Genomic DNA, 20,603 nt, shown 5'->3' with positions numbered 1-20,603 from the left:
CATGCAGGCATTACAGTTTCAGCATGCTCAGCCTATGTCTCAACTGATCCATCAACCGACGCCGAAACCAACCGGTCATGATGTATTAGTTGCCGTGGAAGCCGTCGCCGTAAATCCGGTCGATCTGAAAGTTAAATCAACCATTGATGCTGAATTGACTGGCAAGATTCTTGGTTGGGATGCCGCAGGCACCATCGTAGAAGTAGGCGAAAAATGTCATGATTTTCAGGCCGGAGATAAAGTTTTCTACGCCGGAGATGTTGGCCGTGATGGCTGTTTTGCCTCTCACCAACTGGTGGATTCACGCATTATTGCCAAAGCGCCGCAATCACTTGAGATACATCAATCAGCCGCATTACCGTTAACCAGTCTGACCGCATGGGAAAGTCTGTTTGATCGACTCAGAATTAATGTGGAGAAGGATCTGGGTAAAACCCTGTTAATTATCGGTGCTGCAGGTGGTGTGGGGTCAATGGCAATTCAGCTGGCTAAACAGCTCACCCATCTCAGGGTCATAGCGACCGCTTCGCGTCCGGAAACCACAGAATGGTGTGAAATACTGGGGGCTGATGCCGTGGTCAGCCATCAAGGCTCCTTAACCCACAATTATCAGCAAGCAAACCTGCCAGCGCCGGATTATATTCTGTGTCTGAATGACAGTGATTATTACTATCCGCAAATGGTTGAACTGATTGCGCCACAAGGCCTGATAGCCCTGGTGGTCAGCTTTCAGCAACCTGTGGATTTGAATCTGCTGAAAACCAAAAGTGCCGGGCTGGTCTGGGAATTCATGTTCACCCGTCCCCATTTAAAAACGACAGATATCAGCCAACAAGGACTGATTCTTAAACGTATTGCTGAAATGGCTGATTTAAACCAGTTATATCCAGTATCGCTACAACATTTTGACAATCTGACACCTCAAACACTTGAACAGGCTCATGATTTAGTCAGCCATGGAAAAACAATCGGAAAAATCACGCTCGGGCCGCTGTCTGATGCGTAGCGCGGCTGAGCATATGCCCGTATAATTAGTACCACTATTATGGAGTCAGAGGTAAACCATGCAATCATCTAATTCACCTAAGTACCTGATCGGCAGTTTAATTGTTGTCGCAGTACTGTTCGTCATCGCTAACCTGATTTTGTCCAATATGCTGGCTATTGCTGATGGAGTCATCGAGCCTGAACCCATGGATGCTGAAGCGATTGCTGAAAGATTAAAGCCAGTAGCACGGGAAAACATTGGTGAAGAACAGATTGCAGAGGCTCCTGTTGCTGATGAAACTGAAGATACTGCAGGCAGCGCTGATGAAAATAGCGTTGGCAAGCAAGTAACAACACAGGTTTGTGCTGTCTGTCATGGCACTGGCATGATGAACTCACCGAAAATCGGCAATGCTGCCGACTGGGCTCCACGCATCGAAAAAGGCATGGATACCCTTTACGAACATGCAATTAATGGCTTTAACATGATGCCTGCTCGGGGTGGTAATCCAAAATTGAGCGATGATGAAGTCAAAGCGGCTGTCGATTATATGATTTCATCTGCCGACTGAATTAATCATTTCATAGCCAACAAGTTAAGCCGGTCATTTCCGGCTTAACTTGTTGAGATACATAGCAAAAGAATTTTTGTAGTCATTAAGCCTTATGCTGAACCGATTATCGTCTAGCATTGACAGGGATCACACCAGCCGCCATGAGCTTACTCAGTTTTAATCTTCCAATAGTTGCCTTATTGCCTTTTGCTGCAGCGCCTTTTGCCGCTTGGGCCACGCGGTACAACCGATTAGCCTCTGCCTGGGTTGCTGGGTTAACAACCTTGCTGACGCTGGCCATCTTGTTTCCCTCCATGCAGTTTATCTTTGCTGGCGAAACCCTCATTCAACAATGGTCCTGGCTGCCTTCAATTGGGTTTAATCTCGCTTTTCGTCTGGATGGTCTGGCTCTGCTGTTTGCCTTACTGATCCTGCTGATTGGTCTGCTGATCATCTTTTATGCCCGATATTACCTGTCGGCAAAAGATTCCATGGGGCGTTTTTACGCCTATATGTTGATGTTCATGGGCTCTATGCTGGGCATTGTATTATCCGAAAATCTGTTACAACTGGTGGTGTTCTGGGAACTCACCTCAATCACCTCGTTTCTGCTGATCAGCTACTGGCAGCATCGTCAGGATGCACGCCAGGGTGCTCGTATGGCACTTGCCGTAACAGGTGCTGGTGGTCTGGCATTGCTAGGTGGTGTGTTATTACTCGGGCACATTGTTGGCAGTTATCAATTAAGCGATGTACTGGCTTCCGGGGAGTTAATCAAAGGGCATGATTTATATCTGCCAACTTTAGTGTTGATTCTGCTTGGTGTATTCACCAAATCGGCCCAGTTTCCGTTTCATTTCTGGTTGCCCCATGCCATGGCAGCTCCAACTCCGGTTTCGGCCTATCTGCATTCCGCCACTATGGTGAAAGCCGGTATTTTTTTACTGGCACGATTTTTCCCGGCGCTCTCCGGTACACCAGAATGGATGTGGATGGTAGGCACAGCAGGGATGATCACGCTGCTCCTCGGTGCCTACGTCGCTTTATTCAAACATGATTTAAAGGGTCTGCTGGCTTATTCGACCTTGAGTCATCTTGGCCTCATTACCCTTTTGTTCGGCTTCAGCAGTGAGCTGGCACTGGTTGCCGCGATTTTCCATATCATCAATCATGCTACTTTCAAAGGTTCACTGTTTATGGTTGCCGGCATTATTGATCATGAATCCGGCACCCGTGATATGCGTAAACTCAATGGTCTGTTCAAAATGATGCCGCATACTGCGATGCTGGCGATGATTGCTGCTGCCGCGATGGCCGGTGTACCGCTGTTAAATGGATTCCTCAGCAAAGAGATGTTTTTTGAACAGGCCATCAGTGCATCGGGAACCACATTAGCCGCCTGGACCATTCCGGTATTAGTGACCTTGGCCGCCATTTTCTCAGTCGCTTATTCACTACGGTTTATTCATGATGTTTTCTTCAACGGCGAACCGATTGATTTGCCAAAAACACCCCATGAGCCCCCCAGGTTTATGAAAATTCCGGTCGATATTCTGGTGGTGTTATGTTTACTGGTCGGCGTTGCGCCCATGTTTTTGATCAGCCCAATACTGACCGTTGCCGTAGCTTCAAGTCTGCAAACGGCAGCGCCTGAATTCAGTCTGGCTATCTGGCATGGATTCAACCTGCCGTTAATGATGAGTTTCATTGCTTTGGTATTAGGTGTGGCCGTTTACAGCATGCGCCATCGCTTATTTGCCTGGCACGACAGATGTCTGCATGGCCTCGAGGGTAAAGCGGTTTTTGACTGGGTACTGTGGAAAATCATTCGTCTATCGAAAAAAATTACTGATGCATTTGATCAAACCACCTTACAACCCGCCGTGACCTGGGTTATTGGTGGCGCATTGATGCTGAGTATCATCACCTTCTTCCAGTTCAACTCACCTTTACTTGGCGATCGGGTATTGATGGAAGCCGATGTCATTACCTTTTTAATGTCGGCAGTACTGATTATTGCCAGTATCCTGACAGTAATGCTTCACCATAAACGGCTGGTTTCGCTGATTGCTATCGGGGTTGTCGGTCTGGTGGTGGCTTTAGGCTTTGTGAAGTTTTCAGCACCGGATTTGGCGCTGACCCAGTTATCCGTTGAAGTGGTCACCATTGTCCTGTTGTTATTAGCCTTATTCTTTTTGCCACAACACACGCCACAGGAGCGTAGCTATATTCGTTTCACGCGGGATGGCGTGATTTCTGTAGCGGCTGCAGTGTCGGTATTCTTTTTGACTATGGCCGTACTAAGTCGTGATTATTCACCGATATCCGGCTTCTTTATTGATAACGCCAAACCCGGTGGTGGCGGCACAAATGTGGTCAATGTGATTCTGGTCGATTTCCGTGGCTTTGATACTTTAGGAGAAATCGTCGTGCTGGCATTGGCAGGTATATGTGTCTTTGCCATGCTGGAAGGCCTGAAGCTTGCGGCTCCAGCAAAAGATGTTGATGGTCTGGTCTGGAGTCATGATCCGCATCCACCGATTATGCAGACCCTTACCCGCTTACTGTTTCCACTGATGCTGATGGTGGCAGTGTTTATCTTCCTGCGCGGTCACAACCTTCCGGGCGGTGGATTTATTGCCGGCCTGATCGCTTCGGTTGCTCTTATCTCGCAATATCTTGCCAACGGTATCGACTGGACCAATGAACGCCTGCGGATAGATATGCATCGGGTGATCTGGATTGGCTTGCTGGTTGCCACACTGACCGGTGTTGTCTCTATGTTGATCGGTTATCCGTTCCTGACAACCGCCTTTACTTATTTAACCTGGCCGGTTGTCGGTAAATTTGAAGTGGCCAGTGCCATTGCCTTTGATTTAGGTGTATTCCTGGTCGTCGTGGGGGCCACGGTAATGATTCTGGTCGAACTGGGCAAACTCAGTCACGCCTCGCATCACGTCAAACATGAGGAAGTTAACTAATGGAATGGCTAATTGCCAGCGTCATAGCCGTGATGACCGGTTGCGGCGTGTATCTTACGCTAAGAGCCAGAACCTTCCCGGTAGTACTGGGATTAACCATGCTCGCTTACGCAGTAAATGTTTTTTTATTTACCATGGGTCGTTTGCAAATCGGCTTTCCGGCCGTGATCGATCCGGCCGCCGCTGGATATACTGATCCTTTACCACAAGCCCTGGTATTAACCGCTATCGTGATTGCCTTCGGTATGACCGCATTTCTTATCGTATTGGCATTAAAAGCCCGTAGCGAATTAGGCAATGATCATGTCGACGGGCTGCATCGATCCGACGATGAACTTAAAGCCACCAAGCACAACTCAGCAAAATCTGATTCTGAACGGAGTACATCATGAGTCCGTTTACTATTCTGCCGGTGTTATTACCATTGATTGGTGGCATCTTGCTGTTGATGGCACGTCCAGCCGGTATTCAGACACAACGCATTTTAAGCCTGATATTAATCAGCTTGCTGGTTGGCGTCAGTCTGGTCAGCTTTAAACTGGCAAGCACTGATGTCATGCAAGTGGTTTTACTCGGTAACTGGCAGGCGCCGTTTGGTATCGTCATTGTGCTGGATCGATTATCGGCAATGATGCTGCTACTGACCTCCCTACTGGCTTTAGCCGCATTATGGTATGCCATACGCACCGATACCGATAAGCAGGGACAGCATTTCCATGTTTTGTTCCAGTTACAGCTGTTCGGTCTGAACGGTGCGTTTATGACCGGCGACGTATTTAATCTGTTTGTCTTCTTCGAAGTATTACTGCTCGCCTCTTACGGTTTATTACTTCACGGCGGTGGACGTCTGCGTACCCGCGCCGGTCTGCATTATGTGGTCATCAATCTGGTGGGATCGACGCTGTTCCTGTTCGCTGTCGGTACGCTTTACGGCATTCTAGGCACGCTGAATATTGCCGATATGGCCATTGCGGTGCAAAACGTCTCTGCAGAAGATCAGGGCATTGTCGCCACAGCGGCCGTTTTACTTCTGGTCGTCTTCGGCATTAAAGCAGCGATGTTTCCACTTTATCTGTGGTTGCCAGGCGCTTATGCCTATACCTCGGCCCCAGTGGCTGCTTTGTTTGCCATCATGACCAAAGTCGGTTTGTATTCGATTATCCGTGTTCACGGGACTGTGTTTGGTGAAGCCGCTGGCGATTTAGCGTTTGTGCATATTCAATGGGTATTGTTACTGGGTTTAATCACCCTGGCATTAGCCGCATTAGGTGTACTGGCAGCCAGAGCATTACGCCGTCAGGTCGCCTATTTGATATTAGCGTCGGTGGCGACGTTGATGATTGCTATCGGCATTAATAGCGAAGCCGCATTAACCGCAACATTCTATTATCTTATTCACTCGACTCTGCTCGGTGCAGCTATGTTTTTAATCGCCGACGTGATTCTGAGAGGACGCGGTATCTATGCCGATTCGTTTACCAAAGCCATTCCGGTTGATCGTCCAGTGTTAGTTGGTTCGGTGTTTATGCTGCTGGGGATTGCCTTAACCGGTATGCCACCGCTCTCAGGCTTTTTCGGTAAAGTGATGATTCTGAATTCCGCTCTGGCTCACCCCTGGTTTGCCGCTATTTTAAGTGTGGTATTGATTGGCGGATTAATCATGATCATCGCGGTATGTCGTTCAGGTTCTTTACTGTTTTACAGTGTGCAGAAGGATAAATCGCAACAGACTTCACCTTTGAATAAATCAGCGTTTATTGCCGTGGTGATGCTGATGCTGGTCAGCCCGTTAATGGTGATATTCGCTAAGCCATTAAACAATATGAGTGCTCAAATCGCTGCACAGTTGTACGATCAACAGGCTTATATTAATGCAGTATTAGACACGCTTTCTCATGGAGAAACCGGCAAATGATGTTTCGGCGCGTATTTCCCCATCCTTTACTCACCCTGATTTTATGGGCTATCTGGTTATTACTGAATAACAGCATGGATCCGGGTCATATTGTGCTGGGTGCTGCTCTGGCGATTTTTATACCCTGGTTGACGTCTAGTTACTGGCCGGAACAAATCATCATCCGTCATCCATGGATGTTGGTGCTTTATATTCTGAAAGTCCTGTATGAAATTCTGGTCGCTAACGCGGTGGTCGCTAAATTGATTCTCGGTCCGCAAAAAAGGCTTAACCCCGGCTTCCTGCACTATGAATTGCAATTAACCAGTCCGGTGGGCATCAGCCTGTTAGCCAATACTATTTCATTAACACCGGGCACAGTCAGTTGTGATCTCAGTAAAGATCGTCGGTATTTACTGATTCATGCTTTGCATATTGATGATGTAGCCGAGATCAAAGCTGAAATTCATCGAAAATTTGAGAAGCCATTGCTGGAGATATTTGTCGCATGCTGAATCTGGCCTTATCAATCGCATTTGTTATGGTCGCGATTGCGATCCTGCTGAGTTTTATCCGGCTGATTATCGGTCCCAGTGTGCCGGACAGAATCCTGGCGTTGGATACTTTGTATATCAATACCATTGCCCTGCTGATTCTGCTGGGAATTAACCTGCAGAGTGCCCTGTATTTTGAAGCAGCATTATTGATCGCTGTCATGGGTTTTATGGGAACGCTGGCGCTGAGCAAATATTTGCTGCGCGGCGACATAATGGAATAGAGACGATTATGCTTGAGTGGATATTAGCGATTTTGATTATAGTCGGGGCGTTTTTTACGCTGGTCGGTTCGATTGGTTTATTCAAACTACCTGATTTTTATATGCGCTTACATGGCCCGACCAAAGCCAGTACCCTGGGCGTTGGAGCGATTCTGATTGCCTCAGCGATTCATTTCAGTCTGAAAACAGATGGAGTCAGTCTGCATGAAATTCTGGTGACTTTATTCCTGTTTATCACTGCCCCGGTAAGTGCTCATCTGATGGCTAAAGCGGCCATTCATATTAAAGTCAAACAGGTGGAACGTACCCGCCAGCTTGAAGATTAACGTGTCGGAAATACGCAAGCCCCAAATCTGGGTCGATGCCGATGCCTGTCCGGTAGTGATTAAAGAAATTCTCTACCGCGCTGCCACCCGCACAGAGACTCACACCACTTTTATTGCCAATCACAGTTTACGTTTACCGCCCTCACCGTTTCTCAAATTCCAGCAAGTGCAATCCGGTTTTGATGTAGCCGATAATGAAATTGTCGAACGTCTGATGAAAGGTGATTTGGTCATCACCGCAGATATTCCCCTCGCCGCCGAGGCGATTGAAAAAGGGGCCTTAGCCCTCAACCCCAGAGGCGAACTCTACACCACCGATACCATCAGTGCCCGCCTCACCATGCGTAACTTTATGGAAACCATGCGCAGCAGCGGCGAACAAATGGGTGGCCCGCCAGCCTTTAATCAACGCGACCGGCAGGCCTTTGGCAATCAGCTGGATAAGTGGTTACAGAAAGCCAGGCGTTGAGCTGAACCTGTTATGCAGTCTTGTCTATTGGGTTTATAATTCAAATTAAATCCGGTTTACCCATAGTCTTAATCACAGAGGCGCTAAAGGTAAAACACCATGAATAAATCCAAACGTTCTCAGACAAAGAATCTTAACGTCCCTATTGCCAGTACTGACGACAGCCAGATAATCCTTGAAAACTCAGTTGATGTCAGCAACAAATCAAGTGATGAAAATAATGACCCGTTTAAAGAACGTCGTGATTTGATTCTGACACATAAAGAAGCACAGGCTGCCAGCCCTGATGACATGGCTGCTTGCGGTGAAGAAGATATCGGTGCCGGGCTCGAGTTTCTAGTGACTAAAGACGATCACCATAAGTAACTGCCGCCCGGTTCAACCCACCCCTATTTTATCCCTCTTATTTTTTACTCCCTATCCTTCCACAACGCATAAGCCACGATAACCCAACTCTTGAATCAGCTTACCGCAAAAGCTCGCTTGCGAGGTTTGGCTTAAAGCAATAGAATGCTATTGATTCTCATTACCAAATAACATTCAGGAGCCTTTTGTGAGCAGTGCCCACTCTGTCAGCCACTTTAACGTGCAGGTGCTGTATAGCGAACATCATAACTGGCTGAAATCCTGGCTATATCAACGATTAGGTAACAGTGCAGAAGCCGCCGATCTGACCCAGGATACATTTCTTCGTCTGCTCGGTTTGCCTGCGTCACGTCACTTTTCCAGCAATGAACATGCTCGCAATTTTTTATGTGCTACCGCGAAAAATCTCTGTATTGATCTCTGGCGTCGAAAGGAAATTGAAAAAGCCTGGCACGATACGCTCTCAAGTTATCCCGAAGAAACAGCCCCATCAGCAGAACGCCAGGCGGCAGTGCTGGAAGCTCTGGAAGAAATTAACCTGATGTTAAGTGAGTTACCGACCAAAGCAGCCAAAGCCTTTCTGTTAGCCGTGGTCTGCCAGATGACGGATGCTGAAACAGCGATTCAATTGGGTGTTTCAGATCGCATGGTGCGTAAATACGTGGCAAAGGCCATGTTGGCCTGTCTGACATTACAGGCATCCCAAACCACCCGTGAGCTCATTTCCGAGCCACGTTTATATGGCTGAGCCCTCTCACAAAACACTTGAAGAGGCTGCTGAATGGTATGCCATACTTCGTGATGGCCAAGCCAGTGATGAACATAAGTCCAGTTGGCGTAAATGGCTTGATGCCAAGCCTGAGAATAAAAAGGCCTGGGGGTTCGTGGAAAAAATCAGCCACAATTTCGAAGCGTTGCAACAAACCCCGGACCCGCATGCCACCGCAGACAATCTATACAGTGCCAACCAACGACTACGCCAACGGCGGCGTCTTCTGAGTGGCATGATGAGTATTGCTGTCATTGGTTTTCTCGGCCAACTCAGCTGGAATAAAAAATGGCTCCCCAACAGCGTCATGGCTCTGGCGACTGATTATCACACAGGTGTCGGCCAACAGCGAAATATCACCCTGGCAGATGGCAGCCAAATCTGGCTGAACACGGCTACCGCGATCAATGTGGACTTCTCTGAACAGCAAAGACGTATTCAGTTACTTCATGGCGAGATCTATATTGAAACAGCAAAAGACCTCAACCGTTCCTTCATCGTGGACACAACGCATGGCCGGTTAACCGCTCTCGGCACACAATTTAATGTATTGAACCATCAGAAAGATATCGAACTCGCTGTCTATCAAGGTGCGGTATCCGTTCAAACCAATAATGATCAGCAAGCAAAACTTCAGCAGGGTGAAACAACCCGTTTCAGTACCCACCAGATTCAGCCAAAACAACCTGTCATCACAGCCCGACAAGCCTGGCGACAAGGTCTTTTAGTGGCTGAAGATATGACGCTGAAAGAGCTGATTGCCGAACTCAATCGTTATCAACACCGCTATATCAATATCTCTGATGAGATTGCTCAGCTGAAAGTCTATGGCAGTTTCCCGCTCAGTGATACAGATCGCGTACTGGTTATGCTGACCAGAGTTTTACCCATCCAGGTGCGTCAGGTTTTTCCAGGGTGGATTAAACTGGAACCAAGCCGAAGTTAAATTACAAATAAAATCAACATCTTGCAAGTATTTAAATTATTTTTCAAATAATAGTTCCGGATTTTGACACCTCACCCGTTTCTATCTGTGTAAACACAAAAATAGATGAGGTAATACGAATGGTGAAACAACACCACCACAAACAACCAGCTAAAAACCGGCTCAAACCCCTGGCGCTTTCAATACATATTGTTGCTGTTTCCAGCATGGGGACACTGGGATGGCTTCCTGCTGCACAGGCAGAAACAAGTCAGGCTACGGCTCAAGCCACGCAACAGTTTAATATCCCTGCCGGATCACTGAGTCAGGTACTGGCCCGTTTATCGGCACAGGCCGGCATCTATCTTGTCGGTGCATCAGAGTTAGCCAGTGGCAAAAGCAGTGAAGGTTTGCAAGGCACTTATACAGTTGAAAATGCCCTTGGCCGGATTCTCACCGACAGCGGTCTGGTGGCCGTAGCTCAGGGCGACAATAGTTACGCTTTGCAGGAAATCAATGAACAAGGTCAAAGTGTTACGTTATCTACGATGAAGGTTCAGGGGCTGGGAATGAATGGTTCTGCCGCCAATGCCTATCGGGTTGGCGATGTTTTTGCCGGTGCACTGGGTAATCTTTCCAAACAGAATACGCCATTTACTATCGAAACCTATTCTGAAGATTACATTGCTAATCTGCAGGCCCGATCCTTAGGTGAATTAACTAAATTTGATGCGGCTATCAGCCTATCAGGCAATAATCTGATCACAGAAAATAATGCTTTTTCCATTCGTGGTATCAGCCCGGATTTTGATACCGGACAGAAACTTGACGGAATGAATTTCCGCAGCCGTGCCAAAGACCTGCCGCTGGAACATCTTGAGCGGGTTGAGATCCTCAAAGGTGCCGGTGGTTTCCTTTACGGTTTCGCTGCCCCCGGCGGTATCATCAATTATGTGCTTAAACGCCCGACTGACGAATTCAAGGCCAGTGTATCCACCCAATTAATGGATAGTGGGTTGCTCATGGCCCATGGCGATATCGGTGGGCGTGTCGGTCCAGAGGATATGTTTGGTTATCGCGTCAATGTCGTTAAAGAAGGCGGTGACACCTATGTCGATGACGCTAAGGCCTATCGTAAATCGGCTTCTGTCGCAGTTGATTTACGTATCACGCCGGATCTGACCTGGCAGGCAGATGCACTGGTATCTGAGCGTAAAAGCTATGGCGGCTATTTTTCTATTTCGCCCAACTCGGACGGTTCATTTACTGATCGCACAGTCAGCAACATTGTCAGCCCAATTGACGGTGATAAACGCCTGGTCCCGGACTGGACCCGCTATGAATCGGAACACATTACCACGGGTAGTGATTTAATCTGGCAGGTTAACGATAACTGGAACAATAAACTGTCGTACCGTTACTCCACCAGCTATCGTAATCCGCTGATGCCCATTTTGTATGTCGATGGCGATGGCAACTATTCCGCAACGCTCTACAATTACAACAATCTGTTCAAAAGCTATCAGACACAGAATGTGCTGAGTGGCATCATCGAAACCGGCCCTGTCACCCACAATGTGGCTTTGGGTTTATCGCATACCCGTACCATTTCATCCAATAGCTCTGGTATTGGCACACTGGCGATTCCGCTGGGGTCGGGCAATTTATCTTCCCCGGTTGAATTCGACCGTCCGGTGAGCCATCTGGATAAAAGTGATGCCAGCTTTAACGAGTATTCCAGAATCACCCGTAAAGAAGCTTTTATCTCCGATACGCTCAATGTCGGCGATAGCTGGGATTTTATTCTTGGCGCCCGCTACGGCAGTCTTGAAGATAAATATGGTGATTACAAAGAAAGTGAAATCACACCTTCGGTCGCAGCTATTTATCGGCCAGTCGAATGGCTTTCAATTTACGCCAGTTACGTAGAAGCCTTTGAACAAGGTGCCACTGCACCCAATACTGCAGCCAATGCCGGCGAAGTGTTTGAACCATTAATCAGCAAACAGGTCGAGACCGGCGTTAAGATAGAGCATGATAACTGGTCAGCCAATATGGCGGTATTTCAGCTGCAAAAAGGTCTCACCTACACGGATGGGAATGATGTCTTCAGTCAGGATGGTGAAGCCCGCTACGAAGGACTTGAGATCTCCACCCGAGGCAAACTCAATGAACAATGGCTTGTCGGTGCCAGTGCAATGTGGCTGGATGCCACCAACCGAAAAACTACTGATGAGAGTCTGGAAGGCGAATCGATACAAGGCGTCGCTGACAGACAGTTCCGTTTATACAGTGAATATCAGGTGCCAAATACCCGGTTGACACTCACGGGTGGCGCGCAATACACCAGCAGCATACCGTTGGATAATTTCAACCAGTGGCAAGTGGGCTCGGTAACGTTGTTTGATTTGGGCGCACGCTATGAAATTGACCTCAACAAACAATTGCTGACATTACGATTAAATGTTGAAAACCTGACCGATAAAGCCTATTGGCTGACCTCTGCAGGCAGCTCAAGCATCGCTCAGGGCGCACCACGCACCATCAAACTGGGAGCCCAACTGGACTTCTGACATCTCAACACACCCCGGCAGCCATCACTGTCGGGGTTTCTGCATAATATCTTCATAGGCACACACGATACATTAGATTTTTAAGACCAAATCTACACCAATAAATACTCAAGCTAGATTTGCCATCCTCATGTTATCCACTCAGTTGAAGTGTTAAATAATGTTTTATCACAACATTAAACCTGGATTTGCATCGGACGATTTACCCGTCAAGTCACAGAGATATATTGGCAAAGACTTGCATCTCAACAGAATAAGGTGAAGTTGTTGCCGCTTGTGGTATGACCGCAGGTCCAGCAAGTGTTGCTCCATTCATATTAAAAAGTGTAACAGTAGCCATTAAGAGCATAATGTCTTCTAGAGGACAAAGGCTCGTCTCAGGTTTTCTCAAGGCCTTAAATTCGAAACAATCGAAGTGATAGTTGAGGACATTTCTTTAGATGCAGGTCACAGAGCAAGCAATTGACCTCTTGTATGAAAAAGTACGAGGTCGAACATTTGTTTCGACAAGAATCTAATGGAGCATGGTTACATGAAGAATAAACCGACAACTGAAAACAGCCTATTTAATGAAGGAAAATTAAGTTTAGGCCTTATGTTTCCCCTTGAATCATATCAAGGGGATGTTCCCACTATGGCCGATCAGGAATCATTAGCTTGCTTGGCAGAAGAGGCAGGATTTTCTGCACTTTGGTTTAGAGATGTTCCTTTGCGAGATCCAATGTTCGGCGATGTAGGACAAATTTATGATCCCCTAGTGTATATGGGGTGGATTGCAGCACATACTAAAACAATCAAACTGGCGACAGGCTCGCTCATACTGCCATTAAGACACCCCGTACATCTGGCTAAATCACTAGCATCGCTAAATATACTGAGCAATGGTCGTATTGTAGCGGGTGTTGCATCAGGTGATCGACCAGTTGAGTTTCCCGCTTTTGGGGTTGACCCAGAATTAAGGGGGAAATTGTTTAGAGAGCATTTCGAGACACTTAAAAAATTGCTGTACGATACGTTACCACGTTACAACAATTCTTATGGAGTCTTGGACGGGCGAGCGGACAGTCTGCCTAAGGCAAAAGAAGTGATTCCATTATTTGTCACTGGACATAGCCAACAAAGCTTAGACTGGGTTGCAAAAAATGCAGATGGATGGATTACCTACCCTAGACCACTCGCAATTCATGATCGAATTGTCAAACAGTGGTATCGAATATTGGATGAGAATAATCAACCTTTCAAACCGTTTGCACAGTCTCTCTACGTAGATTTAGTTGCAGATCCAAGCACCCTACCGACTCCCATCCATTTAGGAATCCGTACTGGTATTAAAGCTCTGTTGAATTATTTATTACATCTCAAGGGTGTAGGTGTTAATCACGTTACGATCAACCTCAAGTATGGAAAACGTCCCGCGAAAGAGGTAATTCAGGAATTGGGAGAATATGTCATACCTTCAATTTAGAAGAGACTAATACCCACTCCATAGAACACAGAGTTATCAGTTACAAACATAGTCCACCAAAATCAATTTTGCTGTACCCTACCCTCCCGTCAATTTGTTTTGAAAATAATAAGCACTAGAATAGTGCCTTATTGTTTATCCGCAGTAAGCTTTTTTCGTTTCAGGATTCCGCATGTTTTTTCAAAGAGCCTTATTACCCATTTCATCGTTGTTCTTTTCAATTGCGTTATTGGCAACGGGTTATGGCTTATTGATGACGTTCATCGGCATATTCCTGAAACAGGAAGGCCTCAATGAGGGCGCTATCGGCTTAATCAATTCCGCTTTTTTCCTGGGCGCGATGTTAGCCGCTGTTTTCAGTCAAAAACTGATTGTCACAGTAGGTCATGCACGTAGTTTTTCGGCTTTTTCTGCAATTATGGTCATGGCATTTTTGGGGCACGCCTTATGGTTCGATCCCTGGTTTTGGGCCACATTGCGTTTGGTATCCGGTTTTGCCTTTTATGCCATGTTGATCGTCTTAGAAAGCTGGCTTAATGAAAAAAGCTCCACCGAAGACCGCGGCAAAATTCTGGCGATTTACACCATCGTTTTCTTCCTGGCGTTAGCCTTCGGACAACTGCTGCTTATGCTGGAAATGCCAGCCAATACCATTTTCATTCTGGGTTCCATTCTGGTGCTCTGGTCGCTAATTTTTGTCGCCATCACCCGTGTCTCACAACCGGTTTTAAAACCCTTTGAACGATACAGCATGCCAAAACTGTTATCGATAGCACCGTTGGCATTGGTTGGTAGTTTTATTGGCGGGGTGTTTATTGGCGCGTTTTATACCATGCTACCGCTGTATGTTTTAAATGTGTTTGACCAACCCAAAGTGGTCTCCTTGTTTATGACCATTACCATTCTGGGTGGGCTAATGTCGCAATTACCTGTGGGCATGTTATCGGATCGAATAGGACGCCGGAAAATGCTGGCCTGGTCTGGATTTTTCGGTGCGGGTGTTTTTCTATTAATGCTGGTTTTGCCTTTGATCTGGCGTGAAAGCGTGACGTTGCTTTATACAGTGGGCTTTTTGCTTGGTGTCAGTTTGTTCAGCATTTATCCGTTGAGTGTGGCGCGTGCCAATGATGTGTTTGATGAAAACACAGACCTGGTCGAGATTAGCCGAACCTTGCTGTTTTCGTATGGCTTAGGGTCATTTATCGCACCGTTATTGTTAGGGTTTGTACTGGGATTTTCCGCGATCGCATTCTTTACCGTACTGACATTGTTTGCCTTGGCGTTAGGATATTACGCATTACAAAGCGAGCGAATCTCAGAAGACCATATGAATGTCTATGTTGCCGTTCCAGCCACATCCGGCGATGTGCTTGCAGAAATGGATCCACGTATGGACGAACAATGGGTCGAAGATCATCGACCTCATCCAGAACACGCGCATAATTAATTAGGTATCTAGTCTGTTGATAGCTGGTTTTATTGCCGGAGAATCTTCTCCATCGTTTTACCTTTAGCCAGCTCATCAATCAACTTATCCAGATAACGAATTTTCTGCATCAATGGATCGTCAACCTCTTCAACCCGCACACCACACACCACGCCTTTAATCAGAGAGCTATTGGGATGAATGGCCGGAGCCTGAGCAAAAAAGGTTTCAAAATCATTTTCCAATTCGATTTGCTGTTTTAAGCTCGCTTGGTCATAACCAGTCAGCCAACAAATGATTTGATCAACTTCCGCTTTCGTTCGATTTTTGCGTTCAGCCTTTTGAATATACAGCAGATAAACTTTTGCAAAGGGCATGGTGAAGATAGAATGTTTAGACATTTTCATCCTCAAATAGCGTTGGTCTCATATCAAGTTTGCTGATCCCTTGATTTTTTAATAGTGACTTTAAATAATCTAAATATGCCACTTTTCCCTAATACTTATAAATTCATTTGATATGGCTTCGATTAAAAGTAGCTCCATCTTTAATTCATCAACACTGTAGCGAGTTTCTTTTAAACTTTTGGTTCCAATCATCCCCGGAGCAACATTAATAATTTCTTTATTCTCATGCTGAAAACTCCAGCGACCATGCATAAATGAATTTCTCTTCACTCGAAATTTATCTAATTTTTTAGTCCATGAACTGAAATCAGAAATACACTCTGGGCTAGAAGAAAATTTAATTTCTATAATCTCATTCAGAGCATCAATCTTGCTTTTGAAAGAAAGCCGCTCAACAAGAGGATTTACTGTGTGAAAATTCTCAGCACGAATTAACCACTGAAAACAAAGATTAAGATTAAATTCTAATTGGGATAACGCGAATATTATTTTACCCACGCTCTGACTGGCGATGGATTCTAAGTCATTCTGTTCATTTGTCATATCAATATCATTATTTATATAAAGTTAGATGGAACTGACCTACTATCTAATCCAAAGATCTCTTATTAAATTTCATGCTGTTCTCGCCATATATTCTGACGGCGCAAGGATGCAGCGTTCTTCAAGATTTCCTTGTAAAGCGAAAAGCCTTGGAGTATCGCGAAATTTAAAGATTCGATATAGATAATAACGAGAGGAATTCTTCTGGGAAAAACGTAATTCATTTGGTGTTACAAAAAATGGCGTGTTCTTTCCGTATTTTGTTGTCTTTGCTTCAATGAAACGATCAGCTCCATTATCATCAAACGAACGAATATCATAACCAGCAGATGGACCAATAGTTATTGAGATTTGTTCTATCTTGTCAGCCAGAGAATCTTTACCCGCACGAATCAAACGAGCACGTTCAAAGTTAATAACAAACTGTTCTCCAGCATCACCTAACAACTGATTTCGAGCTTCACGCTCAAGATAATTTACCCCACCAGGATTATAAATAATCTTGGGTTCTGCAATACCGCTCTCTTTGCGATCTATTGGAGCCGGAGGCTGTTCCAGGGCGGCCAGGAAATCTTCTATAGTCGGAACAGATGGGATGAATGCCGAGTCTTTCTCAAATAGCAGCTGAATCTCAGGATGCCTCTCAAGGTAATCTGTAATTGCGAGAGGTAAAAGAGAGCGTTGATAATTGAATCGGGGTTTATAACCGTCAATGTATGGAATACCCATTTCGATCAAAACGGCACTAATATTCTGATGTTTTAACTCGATCGATCCATCCGTGCGGTTATTCAGCTGTTCAATCAGAGCTCGACGATGCTCTGATTTATTAAACTTTTGACCAGAGAGTTCAAGTCGAAGCATCCTGAAGTAATCTTCAACAGCCGCCTCAACTTCTGAATCTGACCAGTTGTTAGCCATAGCTATTATTTATAAATAACCATAAATGTAAGGTATATGGTCCTCAAATTTGTCGAAAGAGTAAATTTCATAAAAGATATATCAACTTTAGTTCAGTGAAAAAAAATACTTCATATCAAGTTTGCTGGCCCCTTGATATCTCTCTGACATTCCCCCAATAAAACGGACGGGTTTAGTGAGAGGCACATTTTGCCTCGTATTCCTCGGGACTTACGTAGTTCAAATACGAGTGCCGCCGCTTTCGATTGTAAAAGACTTCGATATATTCGAATAGGCTTTATTTGGCCGCTGTTCTTGTTAGGTAGTCCTCATGATCGACCAATTCGGTCTTCAGTGTGCCAAAGAAGCTTTCAGCCACAGCATTGTCCAGACACTCGCCTTTGCGACTCATACTACAAACACAGCCCGATTCGGCCAAAAGAGTTTGGTAATTTCCCGAGGCGTAGGTGCTCCCTTGATCAGAGTGGACCACGATGCCGTCTTTACGACCTCTGCGCCAGACCGCCATAGTTATCGCATCGGAGACAAGTTGAGCGTTGTTCTTTTCGCTCATGGACCACCCAATTACCATGCGAGAATACAAGTCAATCACCACAGCCAGGTACAGCCAACCCTGTCTCGTTGGAATAAAAGTAGTGTCCGATACCCATGCCCGATTCTTGTCGCTTACCTGGAAGTTTCTTTGAAGCCGATCGGGTGCAGGCGTCATCGTATTTTTGGAATCCGTTGTGATGACAAACTTCTTGACCATTTTGGACTGAATGCCGTGCTCCTTCATAAGCCGTGCCACACGGTTCAAACCAACAGATTCGCCAAACGCCACTAAATCCTTATGAATACGTGGCGAACCATATATTCCGCGGCTAGCTTGGTGGAAAACCCGAATTTTGGCAGCGATTGCCCGATTCTGTTTGGCCCTTGCTGATTCAGGCCGATTTAACCAGCCGTAATAGCCACTGGGGGAAACATCCAGTGTTCGCAACAAGCGGCCCACTTTATAGCCATCGCTGTGCTTCTTTATGAAGGCGTACTTCACTTCAGGTCTCGCGCAAAGTACGCCGCTGTAGATTCAAATGGTCAAAGCAACAGTTTTACTAAAATACTGATTTGCATGGGCACATTTGATGAAACGAGCAAAACGAACATTTACTCAAGATGAGAAAGAACTGGTATTTAATTTATGGAAACAAGGCACCGGTTTCAGTGATATTGGAAGAGTATTGGACGCAGCACCCGGTACAGTTTTCACAGCATTACGTGAAACCGGTGGCATCAAACCCAGAACCAGAACCAGAAATGCCAAACATCTGACAATTGCTGAGCGTGAGGAAATAAGAGTCGCATTATCGGCGAAGATGTCACTCAGAGCTATCGCCAGGATGCTAAACCGCTCCCCTTCAACCATATCTCGAGAAATTGCGCGTAACCGAGGAAGGCGCTACTACAAAGCGGTTGATGCAGATAATCGTGCAAGGCGCATGGCCAAACGGCCTAAACTTGGAATACTAGAGCTTAATTCAGTTTTGCGACGGCTCATCATGTCAAAGCTTGAGTTGAAGTGGTCCCCCGAGCAAATATCTGGCTGGTTAAGCATAGAATTCTCACGAAACAAGCAAATGCAGGTTTCACATGAGACCATTTATAAATCAATATACGTGCGAGCCAAAGGTATTATCCATCACGCTTTCACGCAACATCTGCGTCGTAGCAGGCCGATGCGTCACAGCAAATATCATCGTCGAAGTGGCGATAGGAGCTTCACTAAAATTGTTAACGGCTTGTCGATCCATGATCGCTCTAAAAACATTGATAACCGAAAGTCCCTTGGTCACTGGGAAGGTGATCTGGTGTCAGGCTCGAAAAACACACACATCGCTACGTTAGTCGATAGGAAATCACGCTTTACCATCATTCTCAAACTGGCAGGAAAGGATGCTGAATCAGTACATACAGCCTTGTTAGCAACGTTTAAAAAGATGCCAGTTGAATATCGTAAATCATTGACTTGGGATAGAGGCATGGAGTTGGCTAAACATGCTGACTTTACAAAAGAAATTGGCATTCCTGTGTACTTTTGTGAACCTCAGTGCCCTTGGCAAAGGGGCACAAACGAAAATACCAACAGCCTAATTCGTCAATACTTGCCTAAAAAAACAGATCTATCACCGCACACACAAGAACAGCTGAATGGTCTTGCAACTCAGTTAAACGAACGCCCGAGGAAAACATTGAAATTTAAAACACCATCACACATGATTAGTAAGGGTGTTGCGATGATCACTTGAATCTACACCCGTTTGTATTAAAAACGAGGCCTTTTTTATGCTGCTAGAGCATTAATGGTGATGATGATCACCCGTGCCATCCACCACGGTCACATACGGTGCTGGATATTGCAGAGTGGATTGACCATGGCCGCCGTGGCCAGCATGAGCTGAATGATCCATTTCACTATCTTCCTCAGTCATATCCATCTGAGGATCATGGTGGTGTTGATGGGCTGAGTGATCGGTTTCATCTTTAGCCTGACCATGTTGATGCTGATGGCTTTTATGTTGACTATGATCCACGGAATGCTCAGATTCACCCTTAGTTTGGCCATGCTGGTGTTGATGCTGATGCGCTTTATGCTGACTGTGATCACCTGATGGATCTGTTTGCTGATCCATCTCATCATGTTGTTGATGTAATTCATCTTCTTCAAAATCCATTTCACGATATTGACCCTGCACTTGTCCCCGGGTTTCGACGGTTGCTTCGGCAATTTGATCCCAATGTAATTCGCCTGATTCACATTTCTGCGTGACCGGAAAAGTCAGCACGCTGGTGGCACCCACACCAATCCGCCCACGGAAAATAAATTCATCAAAATGAATATCACTTAAGGTATTACCTGACCAGGTAATCTGCCGAACAGCTTCGGTTATCTCGACCCCATCCTTAAAGAATGGGCGTTCAACCGGCTTTTTGACGACTTCCAGCTGCCAGCCCGCTTTGGGCATGGGTTGCACAAATTGCAGACCTTCCGGAATATCAACCGTGATGCGGGTAGTCCCCGATCCATCACAACCCGCGGTTACTGCCAGGACGCCCTTGTAATAACTGCCACTTTCCGCCTGAGTCTGCTCGAGAAACACTTGAGCATTTGCCAAACCGGGTATCAACATCGCCAAGCACAAAAGTTTATTTTTCATCATTTTTCCAACCTGATTTCCATTG

At 45.9% G+C, this 20,603-nt stretch carries 22 protein-coding genes; 16 read left to right on the top strand and 6 right to left on the bottom strand.

The genetic code is table 11. The features are described 5' to 3' along the window. Position 1: 1 nt before the first annotated feature. The 15 genes from B2337_RS04915 (at position 2) to B2337_RS04845 (ending at position 15,534) form a co-directional block, all read left to right on the top strand. Entirely contained in the window at positions 2-1,006 is a 1,005-nt protein-coding gene (locus tag B2337_RS04915; RefSeq protein WP_292414284.1) for a zinc-binding alcohol dehydrogenase family protein, read from the top strand. Between the two features lie 58 nt (positions 1,007-1,064). After that, a complete protein-coding gene (locus tag B2337_RS04910) occupies positions 1,065-1,559 on the top strand; it encodes a c-type cytochrome (RefSeq protein WP_292414286.1) in 495 nt (164 codons plus the stop codon). A 143-nt stretch (positions 1,560-1,702) separates the two neighbouring features. Continuing rightward, a complete protein-coding gene (locus B2337_RS04905; RefSeq protein ID WP_292414288.1) occupies positions 1,703-4,522 on the top strand; it encodes a monovalent cation/H+ antiporter subunit A in 2,820 nt (939 codons plus the stop codon). Continuing rightward, positions 4,522-4,914, top strand: coding sequence for a Na+/H+ antiporter subunit C (locus tag B2337_RS04900; RefSeq protein ID WP_292362545.1), 393 nt, complete (start codon positions 4,522-4,524; stop codon positions 4,912-4,914). The genes B2337_RS04905 and B2337_RS04900 overlap by 1 nt, the downstream gene beginning before the upstream one ends. After that, positions 4,911-6,437, top strand: coding sequence for a monovalent cation/H+ antiporter subunit D (locus B2337_RS04895; RefSeq protein WP_292414290.1), 1,527 nt, complete (start codon positions 4,911-4,913; stop codon positions 6,435-6,437). The genes B2337_RS04900 and B2337_RS04895 overlap by 4 nt, the downstream gene beginning before the upstream one ends. Continuing rightward, on the top strand, positions 6,434-6,931 hold the full coding sequence (locus tag B2337_RS04890; RefSeq protein ID WP_292362543.1) for a Na+/H+ antiporter subunit E: 498 nt from the start codon (positions 6,434-6,436) through the stop codon (positions 6,929-6,931). The genes B2337_RS04895 and B2337_RS04890 overlap by 4 nt, the downstream gene beginning before the upstream one ends. Continuing rightward, entirely contained in the window at positions 6,925-7,194 is a 270-nt protein-coding gene (locus tag B2337_RS04885; RefSeq protein WP_069295891.1) for a K+/H+ antiporter subunit F, read from the top strand. Before B2337_RS04890 ends, B2337_RS04885 begins: the two co-directional genes overlap by 7 nt. A gap of 8 nt (positions 7,195-7,202) precedes the next feature. Further along, on the top strand, positions 7,203-7,520 hold the full coding sequence (locus B2337_RS04880) for a Na+/H+ antiporter subunit G (RefSeq protein ID WP_292362542.1): 318 nt from the start codon (positions 7,203-7,205) through the stop codon (positions 7,518-7,520). 10 nt (positions 7,521-7,530) lie between these two features. Continuing rightward, positions 7,531-7,989: a YaiI/YqxD family protein gene (locus tag B2337_RS04875; protein WP_414673660.1), complete on the top strand. Its 459-nt coding sequence runs from the start codon at positions 7,531-7,533 to the stop codon at positions 7,987-7,989. Between the two features lie 99 nt (positions 7,990-8,088). Continuing rightward, complete coding sequence (locus B2337_RS04870) at positions 8,089-8,355, top strand: hypothetical protein (RefSeq protein WP_292414291.1); 267 nt, start codon at positions 8,089-8,091, stop codon at positions 8,353-8,355. Between the two features lie 187 nt (positions 8,356-8,542). Then, positions 8,543-9,103: a sigma-70 family RNA polymerase sigma factor gene (locus tag B2337_RS04865; RefSeq protein WP_292362540.1), complete on the top strand. Its 561-nt coding sequence runs from the start codon at positions 8,543-8,545 to the stop codon at positions 9,101-9,103. Continuing rightward, positions 9,096-10,070: a FecR family protein gene (locus B2337_RS04860; protein WP_292414292.1), complete on the top strand. Its 975-nt coding sequence runs from the start codon at positions 9,096-9,098 to the stop codon at positions 10,068-10,070. The genes B2337_RS04865 and B2337_RS04860 overlap by 8 nt, the downstream gene beginning before the upstream one ends. Before the next feature lie 119 nt (positions 10,071-10,189). Next, positions 10,190-12,622: a TonB-dependent siderophore receptor gene (locus tag B2337_RS04855; protein ID WP_292414293.1), complete on the top strand. Its 2,433-nt coding sequence runs from the start codon at positions 10,190-10,192 to the stop codon at positions 12,620-12,622. A gap of 532 nt (positions 12,623-13,154) precedes the next feature. Then, complete coding sequence (locus B2337_RS04850) at positions 13,155-14,087, top strand: LLM class oxidoreductase (RefSeq protein ID WP_292414294.1); 933 nt, start codon at positions 13,155-13,157, stop codon at positions 14,085-14,087. A gap of 172 nt (positions 14,088-14,259) precedes the next feature. After that, positions 14,260-15,534 (top strand): MFS transporter, encoded by a 1,275-nt coding sequence (locus tag B2337_RS04845; protein ID WP_292414295.1) that lies wholly within the window; start codon positions 14,260-14,262, stop codon positions 15,532-15,534. A gap of 29 nt (positions 15,535-15,563) precedes the next feature. Here the strand turns inward: B2337_RS04845 and B2337_RS04840 are convergent, their stop codons facing one another. From B2337_RS04840 to B2337_RS04825, 5 genes are all read right to left on the bottom strand, one after another. Then, positions 15,564-15,914, bottom strand: a complete 351-nt coding sequence (locus tag B2337_RS04840; RefSeq protein ID WP_292414297.1) for a DUF2200 domain-containing protein — start codon at positions 15,912-15,914, stop codon at positions 15,564-15,566. 75 nt (positions 15,915-15,989) lie between these two features. Beyond that, positions 15,990-16,463, bottom strand: coding sequence for a hypothetical protein (locus B2337_RS04835; RefSeq protein ID WP_292414298.1), 474 nt, complete (start codon positions 16,461-16,463; stop codon positions 15,990-15,992). A 72-nt stretch (positions 16,464-16,535) separates the two neighbouring features. Next, positions 16,536-17,384 carry a DUF3883 domain-containing protein gene (locus B2337_RS04830; RefSeq protein WP_292414299.1) on the bottom strand — a complete coding sequence of 283 codons (849 nt, stop codon included), beginning with the start codon at positions 17,382-17,384 and terminating at the stop codon, positions 16,536-16,538. Positions 17,385-17,556: 172 nt separating this feature from the next. Next, positions 17,557-17,646 (bottom strand): IS3 family transposase, encoded by a 90-nt coding sequence (locus B2337_RS14435; RefSeq protein WP_363105417.1) that lies wholly within the window; start codon positions 17,644-17,646, stop codon positions 17,557-17,559. 15 nt (positions 17,647-17,661) lie between these two features. Beyond that, a complete protein-coding gene (locus B2337_RS04825) occupies positions 17,662-18,453 on the bottom strand; it encodes an IS3 family transposase (protein ID WP_292414341.1) in 792 nt (263 codons plus the stop codon). Positions 18,454-18,508: 55 nt separating this feature from the next. Here B2337_RS04825 and B2337_RS04820 point away from each other — a divergent pair, with 55 nt between their 5' ends. Next, the gene (locus tag B2337_RS04820; RefSeq protein WP_292414300.1) at positions 18,509-19,669 is read left to right on the top strand and encodes an IS30 family transposase; all 1,161 of its coding nucleotides are present in this window, start codon (positions 18,509-18,511) and stop codon (positions 19,667-19,669) included. A 51-nt stretch (positions 19,670-19,720) separates the two neighbouring features. On the opposite strand, the gene B2337_RS04815 is transcribed toward B2337_RS04820, so the two are convergent. Beyond that, positions 19,721-20,581 carry a YcnI family protein gene (locus tag B2337_RS04815; RefSeq protein WP_292414302.1) on the bottom strand — a complete coding sequence of 287 codons (861 nt, stop codon included), beginning with the start codon at positions 20,579-20,581 and terminating at the stop codon, positions 19,721-19,723. Positions 20,582-20,603: the final 22 nt, after the last annotated feature.

Source organism: Methylophaga sp. UBA3192, from assembly GCA_002363955.1.
In the GTDB taxonomy this organism is placed as follows: domain Bacteria; phylum Pseudomonadota; class Gammaproteobacteria; order Nitrosococcales; family Methylophagaceae; genus Methylophaga.
The sequence above is the reverse complement of the archived record's forward strand: the minus strand, read 5'-3'. Positions and strand labels throughout refer to the sequence as shown.